We start from the raw sequence: 19,566 nt of genomic DNA on the forward strand, positions 1-19,566 counted from the left end.
ATCATTTCTTTTCATGTTCATAGACATCCATAATGGTCGTCTCAGCAACGGAGGCGATGACATAGTCAATCATAGTGCCGCCCATCACTTCTTCTATGTTCTTGACTGCGCCATTAAAAGTGCCTGCTTGCACGAGGTATGTAACAGCGGAACGTTTCTCTTTCTCAGTTTTCTCGTCGATGGTAATGAACTGAAGTTTGGCCTTAAACCAACGATCAGCCATTTCGTCATCGGAAAAGAAGATCTCCTTGTAGGCGGCCTTCTTGATGTCGGTTACATCGAATTCGCCACTGATATAGGATGACATTTCCTCTATGATGCGCTCCTCGGCCTCGCTGAAGCTGAGGGCATCGACGACATATGCTTCTGTTACTTTCTTCTGCAAACCGTCTTCCATAACTTTTTCATAACGGATTTTGCACTCAAACCAAATTGCTGTTTTGCTTCTCATTGTTTATTTCTTTTCTGTTGTATTTGTTGTCTTCTTATCTTCTTCAGCCTGCTTCTTGCGAATGCCAAGATAGTCCTTATCAAGTTCCTTCATCTTCTTGGTGGTAAGTTGGTCGATAATCTCCGAAGCAATACGTTGTGACTTCTCGTTACCGAGGTTAGCAGCTTTGGCCAGTTCGGCCTCTTTCTTGGCGAGTTCTTCGGTCACCGACTTACTACGCACCATGAAATCCTTCTCAGAAAGGTTCATTTTATCCTTATTGTAAATCTTTGAAAGGATAGCATCAGCCTCGCGTTGGAACTGTTTACGGAAAATCTGTTCTGCCTTAGCCTGATATTCACGCATCTTGCGATCATCAACCCTTACAGAGTCGTTCTGCTGGGTACGCATACGGACAATGGAGTCGATGGCAGCTGAGTCAAGATCGGCACCAAGACCAAAGAGTGTAGGATCATCGTCCATAAGGTCGTCGGGGATGGGTTCCTCTACAGGTTTTACGAACTCTACATCGTCGGGGCTGGGTAACATGTAGAAATAGGCGCCCACGATGGAGAGAGCGATGATGACTGCAGCGATGCCCGTGATGACCGAACGACGCAGTACTTGACGGGTGACAATGGCCTTGTAGAAGTCTGTCACCGAGGGATAGCGTTTGGAAGGATCTTCGTCGGTGGCTTTGGCAACAACGCTTTTCAGTTCAAGAGGCAAACCTGCCGACTCATAAAGCCAGGCCAGAAAGCGACCTAAAGAGTAGACATCGCAACGGGCGTCGATCTTACCGCCATTGAGCACTTCGGGGGCAACAAACTTTTCGTCGCCTTCCCATAGCACATCTTGCTCGAGTTTCTGGTAATAAGATCCGTGACAAAGCAGTCGCACAGTATTGTCGACCTTGCGCGCCAACACATTGTCAGGGGCAAAGCAGACATGGAAGATGTCGTGGCTATTAAGTTCCTCAGTAAGCGTACAGAGATCCCGGATAGTATCATCGATAAAATTCTTCTTTGCCACAACAGCAGGATTCTCATTGATGAGTTGTGCGAATGAGATAAAGTGTCCCACTTCAACAGCAATAGCATAGACGCCATCATCACCCTCGTTAGGTTTGAAATGCAGTTGGTGGCGGTCGCGGATGTTCTCCATCGCTTCTGCCTCACTTCTGACGAATTTGCCGAAGGAGATATGATCGGCAACCTCATCGTGGAACTCGACAAAGTTAGAATACTTGCCATCAATAAGCCTTTTATAGAAAAAGCCGTAAGGCATGCGCATCTTCGTGGTCTGCCGTTTGTCACGGGTTTCCAATAATTCCTCGAAATTCACCTTATAAACTACGATTTACTTATTTACCATTTATGATTTTCCCCTTTGAGGGAACAAAATCGATGCAAAGGTACACATTTTTTTTTAATTCGTACGTTTTTTCAGATTTTATGTGTACTTTTGCACGCAAATTAGGAAATAGTAAATTGTAAATCGTCAAATTGTAAATCAAAACGATGCCAGAAATATCTGTCCGCGGCCTTGAGATGCCCGAATCACCTATACGAAAGCTGGCCCCATTGGCTGCAGCCGCCAAGAAACGGGGCACAAAGGTGTATCATCTGAACATCGGCCAACCCGACCTTCCAACACCTCAAGTAGGACTTGACGCTCTAAAGCAGATTGACCGTGAAATCCTGGAGTATTCACCCTCACAAGGTTATCTTAGCTACCGCGAGAAATTGGTGGACTATTATGCTAAGTATAACATCAATGTGACGGCTGAGGATATCATCATTACCAGTGGCGGTTCGGAGGCAGTATTGTTTGCATTCCTGAGCTGTCTGAATCCTGGCGACGAAATTATCGTGCCCGAGCCTGCCTATGCCAATTATATGGCCTTTGCCATCTCGGCAGGTGCTAAGATACGTACCATCGCTACCACTATCGAGGAGGGGTTCTCGCTGCCAAAAGTAGAGAAGTTTGAAGAACTCATCAACGAGCGCACAAGGGCCATCATGATATGCAACCCCAACAACCCGACAGGCTACCTCTACACTCGCCGCGAGATGAACCAGATACGCGACTTGGTAAAAAAGTACGATTTGTATCTCTTCTCCGACGAGGTATATCGTGAGTACATCTACACAGGGTCGCCATATATCTCAGCATGCCATTTGGAAGGTATCGAGCAGAACGTGATTTTGATTGACTCGGTGTCGAAGCGCTACTCGGAATGCGGAATCCGTATTGGTGCGCTGATTACGAAGAACACCGAGGTGAGAAAGGCTGTGATGAAGTTTTGCCAAGCCCGCCTTTCCCCTCCACTCATCGGACAAATTGTGGCCGAGGCTTCACTGGATGCCCCAGAGGAATATTATCGTGATGTGTACGATGAATATGTGGAGCGTCGAAAGTGTCTGATCGATGGACTGAACCGCATCCCTGGTGTGTATTCGCCAATTCCGATGGGTGCCTTCTATACCGTTGCCAAGTTACCCGTAGACAATGCGGAGGAGTTCTGCCGCTGGTGTCTCTCCGAGTTCGAGTATGAGGGCGAAACAGTAATGATGGCACCAGCTGCAGGATTCTACACCACGCCGGGTGCAGGCATTAATCAGGTGCGTATCGCTTACGTCTTGAAGAAAGAGGACCTTGAGAGGGCACTCGTGGTTCTGCGTAAGGCATTAGAAGCTTATCCGGGTAGAGTGGATGATTGATTTATCAATATTGGAAATTGAATCTACCTCTTTTCATAGCAAGAAAAATCTATAGTGATCAAGGCGACAAGCGAAAGGTGAGTCGCCCTGCCATACGTATAGCCACCGTTGGTGTTGCCATTGGATTAGCGGTGATGATTGTCACCGTAAGCGTGGTACTAGGTTTCAAGCACAGCATCCGTGACAAGGTGGTGGGCTTCGGCAGTCATATCCAGATACATAACGTGATGACCTATAGTGGTGGCACACAGCATCCCATCTGCGTGGATGACAGTCTGACGAAGGCCATCAACGGCATCGAGGGAGTGGCTAATGCACAACGATTCACGATGACACAGGGCATTCTCAAGACTGATGACGATTTCCTTGGTGTGATGTTCAAAGGCATAGGTCCGGAATACAATACAAGCTTTCTTAAAACGCACCTTATAGAGGGTGAAATACCCCAGTTCAGTGATTCGACAAGCCATTACCAGCTGCTTATTTCACAAATGATTGCCGACAAATTAAGATTGAAGGCCGGAGACAAAGTATATGCCTATTTCATTGACGAGGGTGATGTCAGGACGCGCCGATATACTATTTGCGGCATTTACCAAACAAACATGACACGCTTTGATGAGAATCTCTGCATAACCGACCTTTATACAGCTAACAAGCTGAATGGCTGGCAAAAGAAACAGGCAACAGGCGTGGAGGTTAACGTCAAGGACTTCGAGCACCTGGCGGATATTGAGGAAAGGTTTATCATCCGCATTAACCGCACCTCCGACAGCGAGGGCAACATCATGACGACTGAAACCATCTACGAGCTCTATCCGCAAGTATTCTCCTGGTTGGAGTTGCTTGATATCAACGTATGGATAATCCTTGTGCTAATGGTCTGTGTGGCGGGGTTTACGATGATCAGCGGTCTGCTCATCATCATCCTCGAGCGCACACAAATGATTGGCACATTAAAAGCACTGGGTGCACGGAACAAAACTATCCGCAAGACATTTCTCTGGTTTTCTGTATTTATCATCAGCCAAGGACTACTTTGGGGTAACATTGTGGGTATCGGCATAGTACTTATCCAGCAGTATACAGGCATCATCCATCTTGACCCTCGCACTTACTATGTAAGTGAGGCTCCAATGGAGTTAAACCTAACACTCATTGCACTCATTAATGTGACAACACTACTGATCTGTGTCTTCGTGCTTATCGCACCGAGTTATCTCATTTCACATATCCACCCAGCAAAATCGATGAGATACGAATAAATTTGTTCTATTTATCCACTATTCTTATATTTTTCGCTAATAAAGATAAAAAATTGCACATTTTTTTTTGAAATGTGCAGAAAATGATATACCTTTGCACAAAATTTAAAAATTTGTGCAATTTTAGATGGAAACTATTAGCAGTTTTAATGCTTTAATCCAGAATGCCATCGTGGAGAACTGGAATGAAGATGCGCTTACCGACTATCAGGGCATCACACTTCAGTTCCATGATGTAGCACGCAAAATCGAGAAAGTACATATATTATTCGAGAACAGCGGTGTATTGAAGGGTGACAAGATTGCCATCTGCGGTCGTAACTCTGCCCACTGGGCCGTTGCCTTTCTGGCTACGCTGACCTATGGTGCGGTGGCTGTACCCATCCTGCATGAGTTCAACGGCGAGCAAATCCAGAACATTGTGAACCACTCTGGTTCAAAATTGCTCTTTATTGGTGACTTTGCTGTGAAGACCATCGATCCAGAGGCTATGCCTGATCTCGAGGCCATTATCAACATTCCCGATTTTTCGCTGATGCTCTCACGTTCAGATAAGGTTACGTACGCACGCGAACATCTTAATATGATGTTTGGCAGCAAGTACCCGAAAGCTTTCCGTGCAGAACACGTCAGCTATCATATCGACGACCCCGAGGAGTTAGCACTTATCAACTATACTAGCGGTACAACTGGCCACTCAAAGGGTGTGATGCTACCCTACCGTACGTTGTGGAGTAATGTGGAGTTTATCATCCGCATCCTGGGCCGTCAGGTTAAGGCTGGGGATAATATGTTGAGCATTCTGCCGATGGCCCATATGTATGGAATGGCCGTTGAGTTCCTCTTTGGCTTCTGCAATGGCTGTCACCTATTCTTCCTGACGCGACTGCCGAGTCCTGCGATTATCGCGAAAGCCTTTGCCGAAGTGAAACCCGCTGTAATCATCACTGTACCACTGATTATCGAAAAGATTATCCGTAAGAAAGTATTCCCCAAGATTCAGAACAACCGTATGCGCCTGCTCTTGCAGATGCCTATTGTGAACAAGAAGGTCAAGGAACGCATCTGTCAGGAGGTCATCAATGCTTTCGGTGGCAAGATGTACGAGGTTATTGTGGGTGGTGCAGCCTTGTCGAAAGAAGTAGAAGAGTTCCTGCTCTCCATCAACTTTCCCATTACCGTGGGTTATGGTACCACCGAGTGTGCACCGCTCATCTCTTTCTGCGACTATCACGATTTCGTCAGTGGTTCTTGTGGCCAACCCGTCGACCGTATGGAAGTGAAGATTCTGAGTCGCGACCCTCAGAACATTGCTGGTGAGATTGTAACCAAGGGGACAAATATGATGACGGGGTATTACCTGAACGAGGAGGCTACCCGCGAGGCTATTGACGAGGAAGGCTGGTATCACACCGGCGACCTTGGCACGATGTCGGAGGATGGACATATCTTCATCCGTGGACGCCTGAAGAATATGTTATTGGGAGCCAACGGTCAGAACGTGTATCCAGAGGAAATTGAGGACAAGCTTAACACGATGGCAATGGTATCGGAAAGCATCGTGGTACAGAAGGACGACAAGCTCGTGGCACTCGTTTATCCCGACAAGGACGAGGTTGTAAGCTTCAGTCAACAAGAGTTGGAGAACATCATGGAACAGAACCGCAAAGAACTGAACGAGCAATTGCCTGTCTACAGTCGCATCTCGGCGATTATCCTCCACAAAGAGGAGTTTGCCAAGACGCCTAAAAAAAGTATCAAACGCTACTTATATCAGAATATCTAATCGATTATGGGACAAATAGGAAGTTTTAATACGCTTATCCAAAAAAGCATTATTGACAATTGGGACCGCGATGCGCTGACCGATTTCAAGGGCCAGACCCTGCAGTTCCATGATGTAGCTAGAAAGATAGAGAAACTACACATTCTCTTTGAGAATAGTGGTATCCAGAAAGGTGACAAAATTGCCCTCTGTGGCCGCAACTCCTCTCAGTGGGCTGTAGCCTTTCTCGCTACTCTTACCTATGGGGCCATTGCTGTGCCTATACTCCATGAGTTTAATACGGAACAAATACACAATATCGTAAACCACTCTGAGGCACGACTGCTCTTTGTTGGGGATCATGTGGCTACCATCATCGACCCTCAGGCTATGCCAACACTCGAGGGTATCATCAACAACCCCGACTACTCACTGATGGTGTCACGTACTGATAAACTGACCTATGCCCGCGAGCACCTGAACGAGCTCTACGGCAAGAAGTTTCCGAAGTATTTCCGCAAGGAGCACGTAAACTACTATATCGAGCAGAATCCTGACGAACTGGCAGTTATCAACTATACCAGTGGTACAACGGGATTCTCAAAGGGTGTGATGTTGCCATACCGTGCGCTATGGTCGAACTACGATTTTGCGTGCGACGTATTGGGGCAGCGAATCAAGGCTGGCGATCCTGTTATCTCGATGCTACCGATGGCTCACATGTATGGAATGGCCTTCGAGTTCATCTTTGAGTTCCTGCATGGTTGTCACGTTTACTACCTGAGCCGCATCCCCTCTCCTGCCATCATCGCAGCAGCTTTACAGGAGGTCCGCCCAGTCATCGTGATTGCAGTACCCCTGATCATCGAGAAGATCATTCGCAAGAAGGTGTTCCCCAAGATTCAGAACAACCGCATGCGCCTGTTGTTACAGATGCCTGTCATCTCGAAGAAAGTAAGAGAGATGATCTGTCAGGAAGTGCTCAATGCCTTTGGTGGCAGGATGTACGAGGTGATTATAGGCGGTGCTGCCCTGAACCAGGAAGTGGAGCAGTTCCTCAAGCGCATCGACTTCCCCTATACAGTCGGTTATGGCGCCACTGAGTGTGCACCTATCATCTGTTACCGCGACTGGCAGACTTTCGCTCCAGGTTCCTGCGGACGTGCTGCCTTGCATCAGGAGGTAGAGATTGATTCGCCCGATCCCAGACGTATCCCTGGTGAGATTCTGACAAAGGGTCCGAATGTGATGCTTGGTTACTATAAGAATCCGGAGGCTACAGCAGAGACCATCGACCGCAACGGCTGGTATCATACGGGCGACCTTGGAACTATGGACGTTGACGGTAACGTCTACATCAACGGCCGCTCAAAGAACATGCTGTTAGGTCCTAACGGTCAGAACATCTATCCAGAGGAGATTGAAGACAAGCTAAACTCGATGACGATGGTAATGGAGAGTATCGTGGTTCAAAGAGATACGAAGCTCGTAGCACTCGTGCATCCCGATATGGACGAAGCAAAGAACTTGGGATTCTCGGAGGATGATCTGACCAACATCATGGAGCAAAACCGCAACGGTCTAAACGAGATGCTACCTGCCTACGAGAAAATAAGCGAGATTGTGATTCATAAAGATGAGTTCGAGAAGACCCCAAAGAAGTCAATCAAGCGTTATCTCTATCAATAAAAATAGAGCCTCCCGTGGGAGGCTTTTTTATTTGTCATATCTGTAATAATACCAATAGGTGCCTCGGTAGTGTTCCTCTACTTTCACCTTACGCTCGGTTTTGTGAGGATACTGACGCTCTAGCTGGGACAAGTTCTCGTAGTCCTCATCCATCACGCTGTTATGATAGACAATCACAGGGTGTGAACGCAGATGGGTATAGAGGGTGAGTGCCTCCCGATAGTGCTTAGGTAGGCTGTCGTTGATGGTATAGTAACGACATATCTCCTTTGCAAAAGTATCAATCTGACGATCAATAAGATAACCACAAAGTTGATAGTCGCTAACGACCTGATGATACACAGAATCCTTTCGTTCTACAAGTTGTAGATATCGCATGGGCGCCATTCGACCTACCGGACGCGCACCAATGAACTTATAGAGGCTGTCAGCTGGATAGATTGTTAGGTATGAGAGGCTGTCGGTGGGAAGCATCTGACTACTGTTGCCCGTGATCGGATATTCAAAAAGACGCTCACCGAGAGCTCCCTGTCGCGCAAGGGCATACATGCGCAGCATCAGAAGATGTTCATCGCTCTCGAGTGATTTGCGGCCAGTCTTTAGTGCTCCTTCCAGATCTCCATCCATCAGACACTGCTCGACTTTCAAACGATAATGGAACACAGCATTCGTATTACCTATCCATGCGGTACATATCATCAGCAAAGCCAGAGTAAGCATATTGTGCCACATCGTACTCGAGAAGATATGCGCATCATCGGCATCCTCCACCTGCTGCAAAAGACGGGCTATAAACACATAAAACAGCCATATTATCAGCAAAATCAGAGCCAGCCACCAAGAAGAGGCACAAGAGATATCGCCTCCGCCATCCTGCGTGACATCCGTAAGCAGGCCCAATAGCAATAACGAAGGACCAAATGTCAACGAATAGGCACGACGATTCAGTTTTGTCAAACGGTAAATGGCCATCTGGAGCAACATGAGCGCAAAAGTGATGAGGATGGCTCCCACCCAACGGTTATAGTGAGTCAGACCGCCACTGAGCACATGCTGTGCCATTATGAGCAGATCGGGCTGGAAAAAGAAGAGCCAGCAAAAAGAGAAGACGACAAAAACAATAGCACACATCAGACGAATGCCTGTGGTGCTATTGTTTTTATTCGAACGATTATAATTCATTAAAACTTGAACAGTTTATCAATTATATTTTCTTTAAGACAACGGCTGAGCGTGCAGGGATGTAAAGCTTCAGCCATTCTTTATGATCCTGTACATAAAGTGGATCGTAGTTCGTGAGGTGCGTCATCGTATCATCAGCAAAACCATTACCACCAAAATCTTTCGAATCAGTATTGAGCATCACCTTATAGCTACCCGTTGGTACAAGGAAGCCGTAATCGGTATAGCTACGTGTCGGCGAGAAGTTGAACACGAAGACGAGATCACCACGCATAAAGCACAGCACCTGATCGCCATCGTCATGCCATATCTCCACCACAGGCTTATCCTGGAAGTTGCGTACACTCTTGATGGTTTTCAGCATCTCACGGTCGAAATCGCCCAACCAGTGATAGCACAGGTCCTTATTGTCGACGAGATTCCACTGACGACGAGCGTACTTATAGCTCCAGCCGTTACCCTCACGTGGGAAATCAATCCACTCCGGATGACCGAACTCATTTCCCATGAAGTTCAGGTAACCACCGTTGATAGCTGCAGCAGTCACCAGACGGATCATCTTGTGCAAGGCGATGCCGCGCTGAGCGATATCGTTCACATCCTTCTTGGCGAAGTGCCAGTACATATCAGCATCAATCAGGCGGAAGATGATGGTCTTATCGCCCACCAATGCTTGGTCGTGACTCTCACAATATGAGATGGTCTTCTCGTCTGGACGACGATTCTTGACCTCCCAGAAGATTGAGCACACATTTATATCCTCATCGCGAACCTCCTTAATGGTCTTGATCCAATAGTCAGGGATGTTCATTGCCATACGGTAGTCGAAGCCGTAGCCACCATCTTCAAATTTTGCTGCGAGTCCAGGCATACCTGACACCTCTTCGGCAATGGTAATAGCTTCCGGATTCACCTCGTGGATGAGTTTGTTGGCCAGCGTGAGATAGCAGATGGCGTTATCGTCCTCATGACCGTTGAAGTAGTCTCCATAACCACCAAAGGCTTCACCCAGACCGTGAGAATAATATAACATCGAAGTTACACCGTCAAAGCGGAAGCCATCGAACTTGAACTCCTCAAGCCAGTACTTGCAGTTTGAGAGCAGGAAGTGGAGCACATCATCCTTACCATAGTCGAAGCAGAGCGAATCCCATGCGGGGTGCTCATGGCGATCACCAGGATAGAAGAACTGGTTAGGATCACCAGCGAGGTTACCCAGACCTTCCACTTCATTCTTCACAGCGTGAGAGTGTACGATATCCATAATCACAGCCACACCGTTTTTGTGAGCCTCGTCGATGAGAGCCTTCAGTTCCTCAGGGGTACCGAAGCGCGAGCTGGGGGCAAAGAAAGATGATACGTGGTAACCGAATGATCCATAATAGGGATGCTCCTGAATGGCCATTACCTGAATACAGTTGTAGCCGTCCTTAACGATACGTGGCAGTACGTTATCCTTAAATTCAGTGTATGTGCCTACTTTTTCTGCATCCTGGCCCATACCTACATGACACTCATAGATGAGCAGCGGGTTCTTCTTGGGCTTGAAGCTTTTCTTCTTCCAGACATAAGGTTTCTCGGGATTCCACACCTGAGCTGAGAATATCTTCGTGTTGTCATCCTGAACCACACGCTGGCACCAGGCGGGAATACGCTCACCCTCACCACCGTTCCACTTCACCTTCATCTTGTAGAGCTGGCCGTGTTTTAAGGCCTTGTCACTGAGTTTTAGCTCCCAGTTACCTGTGCCCTCAATGCGATTGCAGCGATACTTCTCATCTTCCTGCCAGTTATTGAAATCACCAATCAGATAGATGTCTGTAGCGTTCGGTGCCCACTCGCGGAACACCCAACCCTTGGCAAGCTTGTGAAGTCCGAAGTACAGATGTCCCGTTGCAAAATCTGAGAGTGTCTTTTTACCATTCTGTGTCAACTGGTTAATCTTCCACACAGCATGGTCATGACGTCCACGGATGGCACCTTCAAAAGGCTCCAGCCATGAGTCATTTCTCACAAGTCCAATATGCTCAGGAACTTGCTGTTCAACAATCTTCTGAGCAGCCACCTTTTTGGCAGCAGTCTTTTTCGCACTCGTTTTCTTTGGGGCTGCAGGCTTCTTGGATGCAGGCTTCTTTGTCGTTTCTTTTTTCGTTGCCATAAGCTTTTATTTCTTAACTTTAAAAATTGCTTTCTTAATCTCGGGCTCATCGATAATACATGGCGCATGTCCATCCTGCGGGAAGAATATAGCAAATTGTCCAGGATTTACAGTGACATAAGTCTGAGCCTTTGTGTCACCATACTTTGTAATATCTTTCTCGGCGTTGTAATCAAATGCAGGCAGGTCGCAAAGAGGCGTATAGCCGAAGGTCTCTGCGCAACTGACTGGAATCTGGATGTCGATCATCTCAATGTGAGTCTCCAAGAAAGCAGTGTCCTTGGTGCGCTGTTTGGCCACCTGAAGATTCAGGAACAGATCCTTGTCCTTGATGGGATACTTACCAGCCTCCATCGTCTGGAGGTCGTTAGTCTTCAAAAACTCTAATACATCAGCAAACAACGGGTTCAGTGTCACGTATTTGCCAAAGTTGTCGATAGTGTCAATAATCATAATGATATAATTTTTAAGTTGTTGTTCTTTTTATCTTGTTTGTCTATGTCCACGGGTGTAGTTTCCCTGGGCCTTGATATTACCATTGCGATCCTTCTCCACAAAACGGCCGTCACGCACATCGTCAACATAGGTGCCTTCAAAGCGATTACCATCCTTATCTTCTTCGATAGCCGGGCCATTTCGCTTGCCGTTCTTATACTCACCTTTGAACTTTGAGCCATCAGCAAAACGTACGACACATTCGCCATGAGGATGGCCGTTCTTGAACATACCTTCTACGGTGTCTCCACTTTTTTTGGTAAGCTTACCACGACCGTCCTGTTTGTCCTGTTTCCACTGTCCTATATAGCTGTCGCCGCTTTTCCATACAAAAGTACCCTGACCATGCTTATCGCCATTCTGGAATTGCCCAGTATATTTGTCACCATTGGCATAGCGGAAGATACCAGAGCCCGTACGAGCACCACGCACATAATCGCCTTCATAGACATCGCCATTTTGGAACTTATAAATTCCACGCCCATTCATCTCGTCATCGAGCCACTGACCAGTATACACATCACCGTTGGCATATTTGAATGTGCCTTTGCCTGAGCACATATTGTCTTTCCAATCACCATCGTATGTAGAGCCGTCTCCCCAATCGAAAAAGCCCTTACCGTTCTTCTTGTCATTCAGCCAGTCACCACGATAGAAAGCACCGCTAGAGAAAGTGTATATACCTTTGCCCGAGCGTTTATCCTGCTTCCACTCACCGTCGTACTTATCACCGTTGAAATAATACATGATGCCGTGCCCCTGCTGAAAGTCACGGAACCAAAGGCCCTCATAGCGATTGTTGTTAGAGAAATAATAGGTACCCTTACCATGCTGCTGATCTTGGAACCACTCACCTTCATATTTCTCGCCGTCAAAGAATGTATAGATGCCATAGCCCTGACGCTTACCCTTCTGGTACTCGCCCTCATAGACGTTACCATTCTTATAGGTTACCTTTCCTTTGCCGTGGGGTTTCCCCTGCATCATCTCACCCTGATATTGTCCACCGTCCTTCGTTGTAGTCGAGCCCAAAGTCATCTTCTGGGCTCCCGCCGCCAGCGGAACCATGAGTGACATGAGGATTATAATCGTATTTCTTTTAAATTGCATGATAGTCTGTATTTTAGTAATTACAACTGCAAATGTAGTGCTTTTTTCCGAGGTAAGCAAAATAATACGCAACAATTTTAATAGTTTTCACGTTTAATCGATTTTTTTGACTACCTTTGCAGCCGTTATGAAGTTTATGGCCATTATCCCTGCCCGATACGCATCGACGCGTTTCCCAGGCAAGCCGCTGGCAGTTCTCGGCGGAAAGACTGTCATCCAAAGAGTGTACGAACAGGTATCGAGCCTGCTCGACGAAGTATATGTAGCCACCGACGATGAGCATATCTTCCAGGCTGTTGTGGCATTTGGAGGGCGTGCGATTATGACGCGCAGCGACCACAAGAGCGGCACCGATCGTATCGAGGAGGCTGCAGAGAAAATCGGGGCCGAGGCCGATGTCATTATCAACGTCCAGGGAGACGAGCCTTTCATCCAACCATCTCAAATCAGGACATTAATGCAGTTGTTTGATGTACCTGAAACTCAGATTGGTACACTCGGGAAACCATTTGAATCCATCGATGCCATCGAGAACCCTAATTCGCCCAAGATAGTTACTGACAATCGTGGTTTCGCGCTCTATTTCAGTCGCAGTCCAATCCCCTATGTCAGAGGCAAGGAGCGCAACGAATGGCTCGCCTCCTATCCCTTCCTTAAACACCTCGGCATCTATGCCTATCGTCGTGAAGTACTCCGTGAGGTGACCCAACTGCCTCAGGGCCGACTCGAGAAAGCCGAGAGTCTTGAGCAGCTTCGCTGGCTAGAAAATGGTTATCGCATCCGCGTAGGCCTTACTGATGTGGAGACCGTCGGCATCGACACCCCAGAGGATCTCAAACGGGCAGAGCAATTTCTGAAATCCATATAATAATGAAGGGAGCACTTACGCTCCCTTCATTTGTCTTAACAGCTCCTTCTGACGTTCTGTCAGATTGGTTGGCAACTTCACCTGATAGGTAATAATCAGGTCGCCAAAAGTACCATCGCCTCTATCATAGCCCTTACCCCTCAGGCGGACCTTGGTACCTGGCTGTGTTTCAGGCTTGATTTTCATCTTCACCTTCTGGCCATTTGAGAGCGTTATCATAACTTCACCGCCCAGCATTGCAGTATAAAGGTCAATGCTGACGTTGGCGTTCATCTCACCCGTACTGGTACGCGCTTGACGACCGAAGCCTGAGCCACCCGAAGAAAAGCCTTGGAAGCCTCCGAATCCGCCCCCTTGGCGACCTTTACGGCCAAACAAGCTCTCGAAGAAGTCGCTAAAGCCGCCATTACCGCCACCAAAACCAGAGAAGTCAAAACCGCCAAAGGGATTACCACCAGCCTGGCCGCCACCAAAGCCGCCAAAAGCATCAGCCTGTTTCCACTGTTCACCATATTGGTCGTACTTCTTACGTTTCTCAGGGTCGCCAATCACGTCATAGGCCTCCTGCAAAGCTTGGAATTTTGCCTGAGCCTTAGGATCATCGGGATGCAAGTCAGGATGAAACTGCTTTGCCCGCTTCAGGTATGCTTTTTTAACATCCTTCTGCGGTATTGTCTTTTCAACGCCTAAAATCTTGTAATAGTCAATGAATGCCATATCTTTTATCCTCCTTTTCTTATGAATACATTTTTTCCACGAATCCTACTGCAAAAAGTATGCCGAATTTTTGGATAAAACATTTTTTTTTGTACCTTTGCAGTCAAAAATCAATGCAAACAGACAATGAGACATCTTTTTATCATATTTATCACCATGATAATAACCGCTCTTCCAGCTTCAGGCAAGGGTAACAAAACCATACGCCTGAAAGTGATTGAGACAAGCGACGTTCATGGGCATTTCTTCCCTTGGGATTTTATGGAAGGTCGTCCCATCAAAGGAACCCTTGTTCGAGCAAACAGCTATATCACCCGCCAACGCGAGGCTTATGGCAATGATCATCTGCTACTCATCGACAATGGAGACATTTTGCAAGGTCAGCCCTGTGTCTATTGGTCGAATTACGTGATGCCAGAGGATGAGAACCTAGCTGCACAGGTCATCAACTATATGAAGTATGACGCTGAAACGGTGGGGAACCACGACATTGAGCCTGGCCATAAGGTCTACGACAAATGGATTCGTGAGGTACGTTGTCCGCTGTTAGGCGCCAATATCGTCAAAGAAGAATATAAGAACGGTGAAGCTAATCCCAAAAACGTTTATAGCGGTTTGCACCCTTACTCCGTCCATTATATAGAAGGTGCGAAGATTGTTGTCCTCGGCATGATCACGCCCGCCATTCCTAACTGGCTTAATAGGTCCATATGGAAAGGTATCGAGTTCGAAGAGATGGTCAGCTGCGCTAAGAAATGGGTGAAGTACATTCAGGAAAACGAAAAGCCTGATCTGCTCTTCGGTCTTTTCCACTCAGGATTAAATGGTGGAATTAAGACTGCAGACTATGAGGAGGATGCTACCGAGTCCGTTGCGAAGGAGGTTCCAGGCTTCGACATCATTTTCTTTGGTCATGACCACATGATCCACAATCAGTGGGTCACCAACAATGCTGGTGGACAGGTTCTCTGCATCGATCCCAGTTGCTATGTCCGCAACATTGCCGAGGCAGAGATTACCCTCAGATACAAAAAAGGCAAGCTTGTCGGCAAGGATATCAAGGGGACCATTGTCAATGTTGACAATGAGCCCATCGACGAACAGATGCTCAATCATTTCCAGCCCAAAATTGATGAAGTGAAAGCTTATGTCAGTCGTAAGATTGGCCGCTTTGAGCATTCCGTTTACTCCAGCGATGGGTTCTTCGGGAACTCAGCCTTCACCGACCTCATCCACAACCTGCAACTCCAGATTTCTGGTGCTGACATTTCGTTCAACGCCCCACTGGCGTTCAATAATGTCATTAAGGCTGGAGAAGTCACACAGGCCGATATGTTCAAACTCTACCGTTTCGAAAACCTCATGTTTGTTCTACGTATGACAGGTGAAGAGATCCGCAAGCATCTCGAATTTTCCTACGACATGTGGACCAACACCATGACTTCACCTGAAGATCACGCCTTATTACTCAACGACGAATCGAAAGACGATCAGCAGCGTACAGGATTCATGAACTATACCTTCAATTTCGATTCTGCAGCAGGTATCGACTATGAAGTAGATCTTACCAAACCTAATGGTCAGAAGGTGCACATCCTGAAGATGTCCAACGGACAGCCTTTCGATGAGAAGAAATGGTATAAGGTGGTCATGAACAGTTATCGTGCCAATGGTGGCGGAGAGTTGCTTACCCGTGGTGCGGGCATTCCTCAGGACTCCCTTGAGAGTCGTGTAATCTTCCATACAGAGATGGATCAGCGCCACTATCTTACGGAAGAGATTCATAAGATGGGAAGCATCGATCCACAACCCAACCACAACTGGCGCTTCATTCCTGAGGAATGGGCCAAGCCTGCCCTTGCCCGAGACCGCAAGCAATTATTTGGAAAATGAAGACTTATTATTTCGTATTCTGCAAAGAAGACCTGCTATTAGAGCGTACCGCTGACGGCATCTACACCATACCCCTTCAGGAAGAGCCTCCCACGGAAGTTAAGCCTTGGACTCACCAGATGAACATCACCCCGATGCATGATGGCATCCCCGTCATCACCTACAGCATTGATGCCCCTGTCGTCGGACATGAGCGCTTTGAGATGTGCGGACTGCGTCAAAGCTATTACAAACTCTCACGCGCCCTCTACCTCAAGGCTGGCAAGTGCCAAGAATTGCTCTATTGGGACCACAACACCAAGTTCTGTGGCATCTGCGGCGCCCCCATGCGCATGGATACAGACATCTCCAAGAAATGCACCCAGTGTGGCAAAGAGATATGGCCCCAACTTGCCACCGCTGTCATCGTACTCATCCATAAGGGTGACGAGGTGCTGCTGGTACGCGCCAAGAACTTCAAACGCGACTTCTTCGGCCTTGTGGCAGGTTTTGTGGAAACTGGTGAGACACTTGAGGAAGCCGTAGCCCGTGAGGCGCTCGAAGAAACGGGTGTCACCATCACCAATATCCGCTATTTCGCCTCTCAGCCCTGGCCCTACCCCTGTGGCCTTATGGTGGGCTTCAATGCCGACTATGTTTCTGGCGAGATTCATCTCCAAAAGAGCGAGATTGCCAAGGGAGGCTGGTTTCGCAAGGACAACCTCCCCAACATCCCCGAGAAGCTCTCCATTGCCCGCATGCTCCTCGATGCTTGGCTTGAAGAAGAATAATACTTATCGATAAAATTAAGTAACATTGAAGAGGCTCTGTCATTACATATCTGAGTACATGGGCATACTGGTGTTGGTGGCTGCTTTACTAGCTCTGGCATTTCCCGATGTACTGAAAGAGATTCGTCCAACGGTAATCAATTACTTGCTGGGAGTGGTCATGTTTGGTATGGGTTTAACCCTTAACCTCCAAGATTTCAAGATTGTGTTCAGTCGTCCTAAGGATATTCTTATTGGCTGTCTGGCACAATTCACCATTATGCCTTTATTGGCTTGGTCACTAGCCCGAATCTTCTCACTCGATGAGGCACTGGCTCTAGGTGTAGTGCTGGTAGGCTGTTGCCCTGGTGGCACAGCTTCCAATGTAATAACCTATCTGGCAAAAGGCGATTTAGCCCTATCTGTTGGAATGACTGGTGTTTCTACCCTACTCGCCCCGTTCCTGACGCCTCTGCTGACATGGGCTTTGGCAGGAAAAAGCATCAATGTGGATGTTGCCAGCATGTTCCTGAGTATTCTCTGGGTGGTGATCCTACCTATCATCATGGGGCTCATCGTAAAGGGGCTTTGGCCTAAGTTTACTGAAAAAGCAACCGATTATCTGCCAGCCTTTTCTTCAATAGCCATTGCACTGATTGTTGCCATCATCATCGGAGCCAATGCCGACAAATTAATAGCAGGTGGATTCATCATCGTTTTGGTAGTCATTCTACACAACATCTTTGGCCTGAGTCTTGGTTATCTTATCGGACGGACGCTTAGATTGTCTGAGCCCAAGAAGAGAGCCATATCCATCGAGGTCGGCATGCAGAACTCAGGGTTGGCCAGCAGTTTGGCAACCATCCATTTTGCGGTTTATCCTTTGGCCACCATCCCTGGAGCCATCTTCAGCGTATGGCACAATCTCTCTGGAGCGGCTGTGGCTTATCTCTATAAGAAGATATCGTAGTCTTTGTTGTAAGCCGGCGACTGTATGGACAGCAGGTTTAGCACGGAATGGAAGATGTAATGCTGCTCAAGAACTGCGGGCAGTTCACCTTCCTGGGCATCCTGTTTGCCAGATGTGGGTTTGTAGTTTCTGAATCCTTCTGAGGTCCATACGAGGAAAGGTATTTCATATTGTACCTTGGGTGCCAATTTCATCGGAAGTCCATGCATAAACACCTTGTTCTCGCCGAGAGACTCACCATGGTCGGAAATAAATATCATAGCACTCTTCCAATCCGTCATAGAGCGCAGGGTATTGATAAGCCCATTCAGCAGGAAGTCGGTGTAACGTATGGTGTTGTCGTAGGCATTAACCAAGCGCTCAACGTTCTTTTCACCTTCCTCTACGTTTTCTGCCACAGGCTTATACACCTCAAACTCCTTAGGATATTTTTCGGCATAATTAGGCCCATGACTTGTTCTGGTATGTAATACAATCAGCACCTTGTTCTTTTGACTTGATTCTATACGCTCACGGAGTCCTGCAAATAGAAGGCCATCATAGGCTTTGTCCACGTCTGGATATTTCTTGGCAAGGTCTTTCTCATTGAGGTATTCATCAATATGTATAGGTGGTTCTCCCCAGTTATAGGTGCGCCACGACACGTCAACCCCGGTTCTGAAAGCATAGTTAGGCAACAACTCATACAAGTCGCCACTTTCCTGGGGTTCAAGAATGGCTTTGACACCTGCTGTGGTGTAAGTTCCGCACGAGACAGCCTGATACACCTTCAGCTCTGGTTGTTTCGACAATAGCGGATTGGTGTCACGCTGATAGCCGTAGAGCTGGAAATTAGCTTTTCGTGCCGACTCTCCGATGACGAGTACAACCACGGTTTTCTCGTTGTCTGTAATCCTGCCATCGGGCAACTTGATTTCCTCTGCCTGTTTGGCAAGGTTCATGCTCGTCACACGAATCGTATTCACCAGATATGACCAAGGCTGCAATAATCCGCCCAATTCGGTATCATGCTGACCTATCCACAGCACCTGGTTGATATTGGCCAATAATACGGCCAAGATAATAGCCAGAGAGCTTCCACAATAGACTGCCATTTTCTTCGCCTTACCGAAAACCACAGGCTGCAATAGGCAATACAAGGCAGGAAGCACGCACAAGGCAATGATGAAAAGCCACAACGACCAACTAAAGAATCCTGAAGCTTCCGAGTATCTGGTATTGAATACGTTCTTAATGGTCACCTCATCTATGATGACACTATAGGTCAGGATGAAATAAACAGCCGTCGCATTGATGACAGAAAGGATGGCAAGGAGGATACGCCCACCCTTCCTCAACAAGAACATCACAAGATAAGTCATCATGAAGTTGACCACTAACATGATAACAACCAGCGATGCCATCAGGAATATCTTGCCACCTAAATTTTCATTCGTATTGTTGATGACATAATCAAAGAATGGTATGTTGTATAACAACAATGTTGCTATGCTGACAATACATGAAAAAGCAAAAAGCGAAATGGGCTTGCGTAATAGTTTCATCATATTAT

Annotated in this window: 16 protein-coding genes; 8 read left to right on the forward strand and 8 right to left on the reverse strand. The window is 47.2% G+C overall.

Annotation, left to right across the window (positions count from 1 at the left end; translation table 11 throughout):
• Position 1: 1 nt before the first annotated feature.
• Positions 2 to 451, reverse strand: a complete 450-nt coding sequence (locus tag BMY16_RS03750; RefSeq protein WP_091840181.1) for a DUF4494 domain-containing protein — start codon at positions 449 to 451, stop codon at positions 2 to 4.
• Positions 452 to 454: 3 nt separating this feature from the next.
• Positions 455 to 1,774 carry a serine/threonine-protein kinase gene (locus BMY16_RS03755; RefSeq protein ID WP_091840183.1) on the reverse strand — a complete coding sequence of 440 codons (1,320 nt, stop codon included), beginning with the start codon at positions 1,772 to 1,774 and terminating at the stop codon, positions 455 to 457.
• 176 nt (positions 1,775 to 1,950) lie between these two features.
• On the opposite strand from BMY16_RS03755, the gene BMY16_RS03760 reads away from it, so the two are divergent.
• The 4 genes from BMY16_RS03760 (at position 1,951) to BMY16_RS03775 (ending at position 7,872) form a co-directional block, all read left to right on the forward strand.
• Positions 1,951 to 3,153, forward strand: a complete 1,203-nt coding sequence (locus tag BMY16_RS03760; RefSeq protein ID WP_091840185.1) for a pyridoxal phosphate-dependent aminotransferase — start codon at positions 1,951 to 1,953, stop codon at positions 3,151 to 3,153.
• Positions 3,154 to 3,170: 17 nt separating this feature from the next.
• Positions 3,171 to 4,418, forward strand: a complete 1,248-nt coding sequence (locus BMY16_RS03765; RefSeq protein ID WP_091840527.1) for an ABC transporter permease — start codon at positions 3,171 to 3,173, stop codon at positions 4,416 to 4,418.
• 127 nt (positions 4,419 to 4,545) lie between these two features.
• Entirely contained in the window at positions 4,546 to 6,204 is a 1,659-nt protein-coding gene (locus tag BMY16_RS03770; RefSeq protein WP_091840187.1) for an AMP-binding protein, read from the forward strand.
• Positions 6,205 to 6,210: 6 nt separating this feature from the next.
• Entirely contained in the window at positions 6,211 to 7,872 is a 1,662-nt protein-coding gene (locus BMY16_RS03775) for an AMP-binding protein (RefSeq protein ID WP_091840189.1), read from the forward strand.
• Between the two features lie 27 nt (positions 7,873 to 7,899).
• Here BMY16_RS03775 and BMY16_RS03780 read toward each other — a convergent pair whose 3' ends face one another.
• From BMY16_RS03780 to BMY16_RS03795, 4 genes are read right to left on the reverse strand one after another with little or no spacing between them, the layout of a single operon-like run.
• Entirely contained in the window at positions 7,900 to 9,054 is a 1,155-nt protein-coding gene (locus BMY16_RS03780) for a DUF6057 family protein (RefSeq protein WP_091840190.1), read from the reverse strand.
• A gap of 22 nt (positions 9,055 to 9,076) precedes the next feature.
• Positions 9,077 to 11,212, reverse strand: coding sequence for an alpha amylase C-terminal domain-containing protein (locus BMY16_RS03785; RefSeq protein ID WP_170835989.1), 2,136 nt, complete (start codon positions 11,210 to 11,212; stop codon positions 9,077 to 9,079).
• Positions 11,213 to 11,218: 6 nt separating this feature from the next.
• Complete coding sequence (locus BMY16_RS03790; RefSeq protein ID WP_091840192.1) at positions 11,219 to 11,665, reverse strand: NanQ anomerase/TabA/YiaL family protein; 447 nt, start codon at positions 11,663 to 11,665, stop codon at positions 11,219 to 11,221.
• 30 nt (positions 11,666 to 11,695) lie between these two features.
• Complete coding sequence (locus BMY16_RS03795; RefSeq protein ID WP_091840194.1) at positions 11,696 to 12,817, reverse strand: MORN repeat-containing protein; 1,122 nt, start codon at positions 12,815 to 12,817, stop codon at positions 11,696 to 11,698.
• A gap of 127 nt (positions 12,818 to 12,944) precedes the next feature.
• On the opposite strand from BMY16_RS03795, the gene kdsB reads away from it, so the two are divergent.
• Entirely contained in the window at positions 12,945 to 13,685 is a 741-nt protein-coding gene (kdsB, locus tag BMY16_RS03800; RefSeq protein ID WP_091840195.1) for a 3-deoxy-manno-octulosonate cytidylyltransferase, read from the forward strand.
• A 15-nt stretch (positions 13,686 to 13,700) separates the two neighbouring features.
• On the opposite strand, the gene BMY16_RS03805 is transcribed toward kdsB, so the two are convergent.
• Positions 13,701 to 14,402, reverse strand: a complete 702-nt coding sequence (locus tag BMY16_RS03805) for a DnaJ domain-containing protein (protein ID WP_091840197.1) — start codon at positions 14,400 to 14,402, stop codon at positions 13,701 to 13,703.
• A gap of 126 nt (positions 14,403 to 14,528) precedes the next feature.
• On the opposite strand from BMY16_RS03805, the gene BMY16_RS03810 reads away from it, so the two are divergent.
• Genes BMY16_RS03810 through BMY16_RS03820 form a run of 3 tightly spaced genes read left to right on the forward strand, consistent with a single transcriptional unit; the run spans position 14,529 to position 18,014 of the window.
• The gene (locus tag BMY16_RS03810; RefSeq protein WP_091840198.1) at positions 14,529 to 16,295 is read left to right on the forward strand and encodes a bifunctional metallophosphatase/5'-nucleotidase; all 1,767 of its coding nucleotides are present in this window, start codon (positions 14,529 to 14,531) and stop codon (positions 16,293 to 16,295) included.
• Positions 16,292 to 17,065: an NAD(+) diphosphatase gene (gene nudC / locus BMY16_RS03815; protein WP_091840200.1), complete on the forward strand. Its 774-nt coding sequence runs from the start codon at positions 16,292 to 16,294 to the stop codon at positions 17,063 to 17,065. The genes BMY16_RS03810 and nudC overlap by 4 nt, the downstream gene beginning before the upstream one ends.
• A gap of 25 nt (positions 17,066 to 17,090) precedes the next feature.
• Positions 17,091 to 18,014, forward strand: a complete 924-nt coding sequence (locus BMY16_RS03820; RefSeq protein ID WP_211839321.1) for a bile acid:sodium symporter family protein — start codon at positions 17,091 to 17,093, stop codon at positions 18,012 to 18,014.
• Here BMY16_RS03820 and eptA read toward each other — a convergent pair.
• The gene (gene eptA, locus BMY16_RS03825; RefSeq protein ID WP_211839322.1) at positions 17,996 to 19,561 is read right to left on the reverse strand and encodes a phosphoethanolamine--lipid A transferase EptA; all 1,566 of its coding nucleotides are present in this window, start codon (positions 19,559 to 19,561) and stop codon (positions 17,996 to 17,998) included. The genes BMY16_RS03820 and eptA overlap by 19 nt on opposite strands.
• Positions 19,562 to 19,566 lie beyond the last annotated feature (5 nt).

The organism is Prevotella sp. ne3005 (assembly GCF_900110085.1).
GTDB lineage: Bacteria > Bacteroidota > Bacteroidia > Bacteroidales > Bacteroidaceae > Prevotella.

Coding starts and splice junctions, on each gene's coding strand:
- BMY16_RS03750 (WP_091840181.1), bottom strand. CDS start 451: ATGAGAAGCAAAACAGCAATTTGGTTTGAGTGCAAAATCCGTTATGAA.
- BMY16_RS03760 (WP_091840185.1), top strand. CDS start 1,951: ATGCCAGAAATATCTGTCCGCGGCCTTGAGATGCCCGAATCACCTATA.
- BMY16_RS03770 (WP_091840187.1), top strand. CDS start 4,546: ATGGAAACTATTAGCAGTTTTAATGCTTTAATCCAGAATGCCATCGTG.
- BMY16_RS03775 (WP_091840189.1), top strand. CDS start 6,211: ATGGGACAAATAGGAAGTTTTAATACGCTTATCCAAAAAAGCATTATT.
- BMY16_RS03780 (WP_091840190.1), bottom strand. CDS start 9,054: ATGAATTATAATCGTTCGAATAAAAACAATAGCACCACAGGCATTCGT.
- BMY16_RS03785 (WP_170835989.1), bottom strand. CDS start 11,212: ATGGCAACGAAAAAAGAAACGACAAAGAAGCCTGCATCCAAGAAGCCT.
- BMY16_RS03790 (WP_091840192.1), bottom strand. CDS start 11,665: ATGATTATTGACACTATCGACAACTTTGGCAAATACGTGACACTGAAC.
- BMY16_RS03795 (WP_091840194.1), bottom strand. CDS start 12,817: ATGCAATTTAAAAGAAATACGATTATAATCCTCATGTCACTCATGGTT.
- kdsB (WP_091840195.1), top strand. CDS start 12,945: ATGAAGTTTATGGCCATTATCCCTGCCCGATACGCATCGACGCGTTTC.
- BMY16_RS03805 (WP_091840197.1), bottom strand. CDS start 14,402: ATGGCATTCATTGACTATTACAAGATTTTAGGCGTTGAAAAGACAATA.
- BMY16_RS03810 (WP_091840198.1), top strand. CDS start 14,529: ATGAGACATCTTTTTATCATATTTATCACCATGATAATAACCGCTCTT.
- nudC (WP_091840200.1), top strand. CDS start 16,292: ATGAAGACTTATTATTTCGTATTCTGCAAAGAAGACCTGCTATTAGAG.
- eptA (WP_211839322.1), bottom strand. CDS start 19,561: ATGATGAAACTATTACGCAAGCCCATTTCGCTTTTTGCTTTTTCATGT.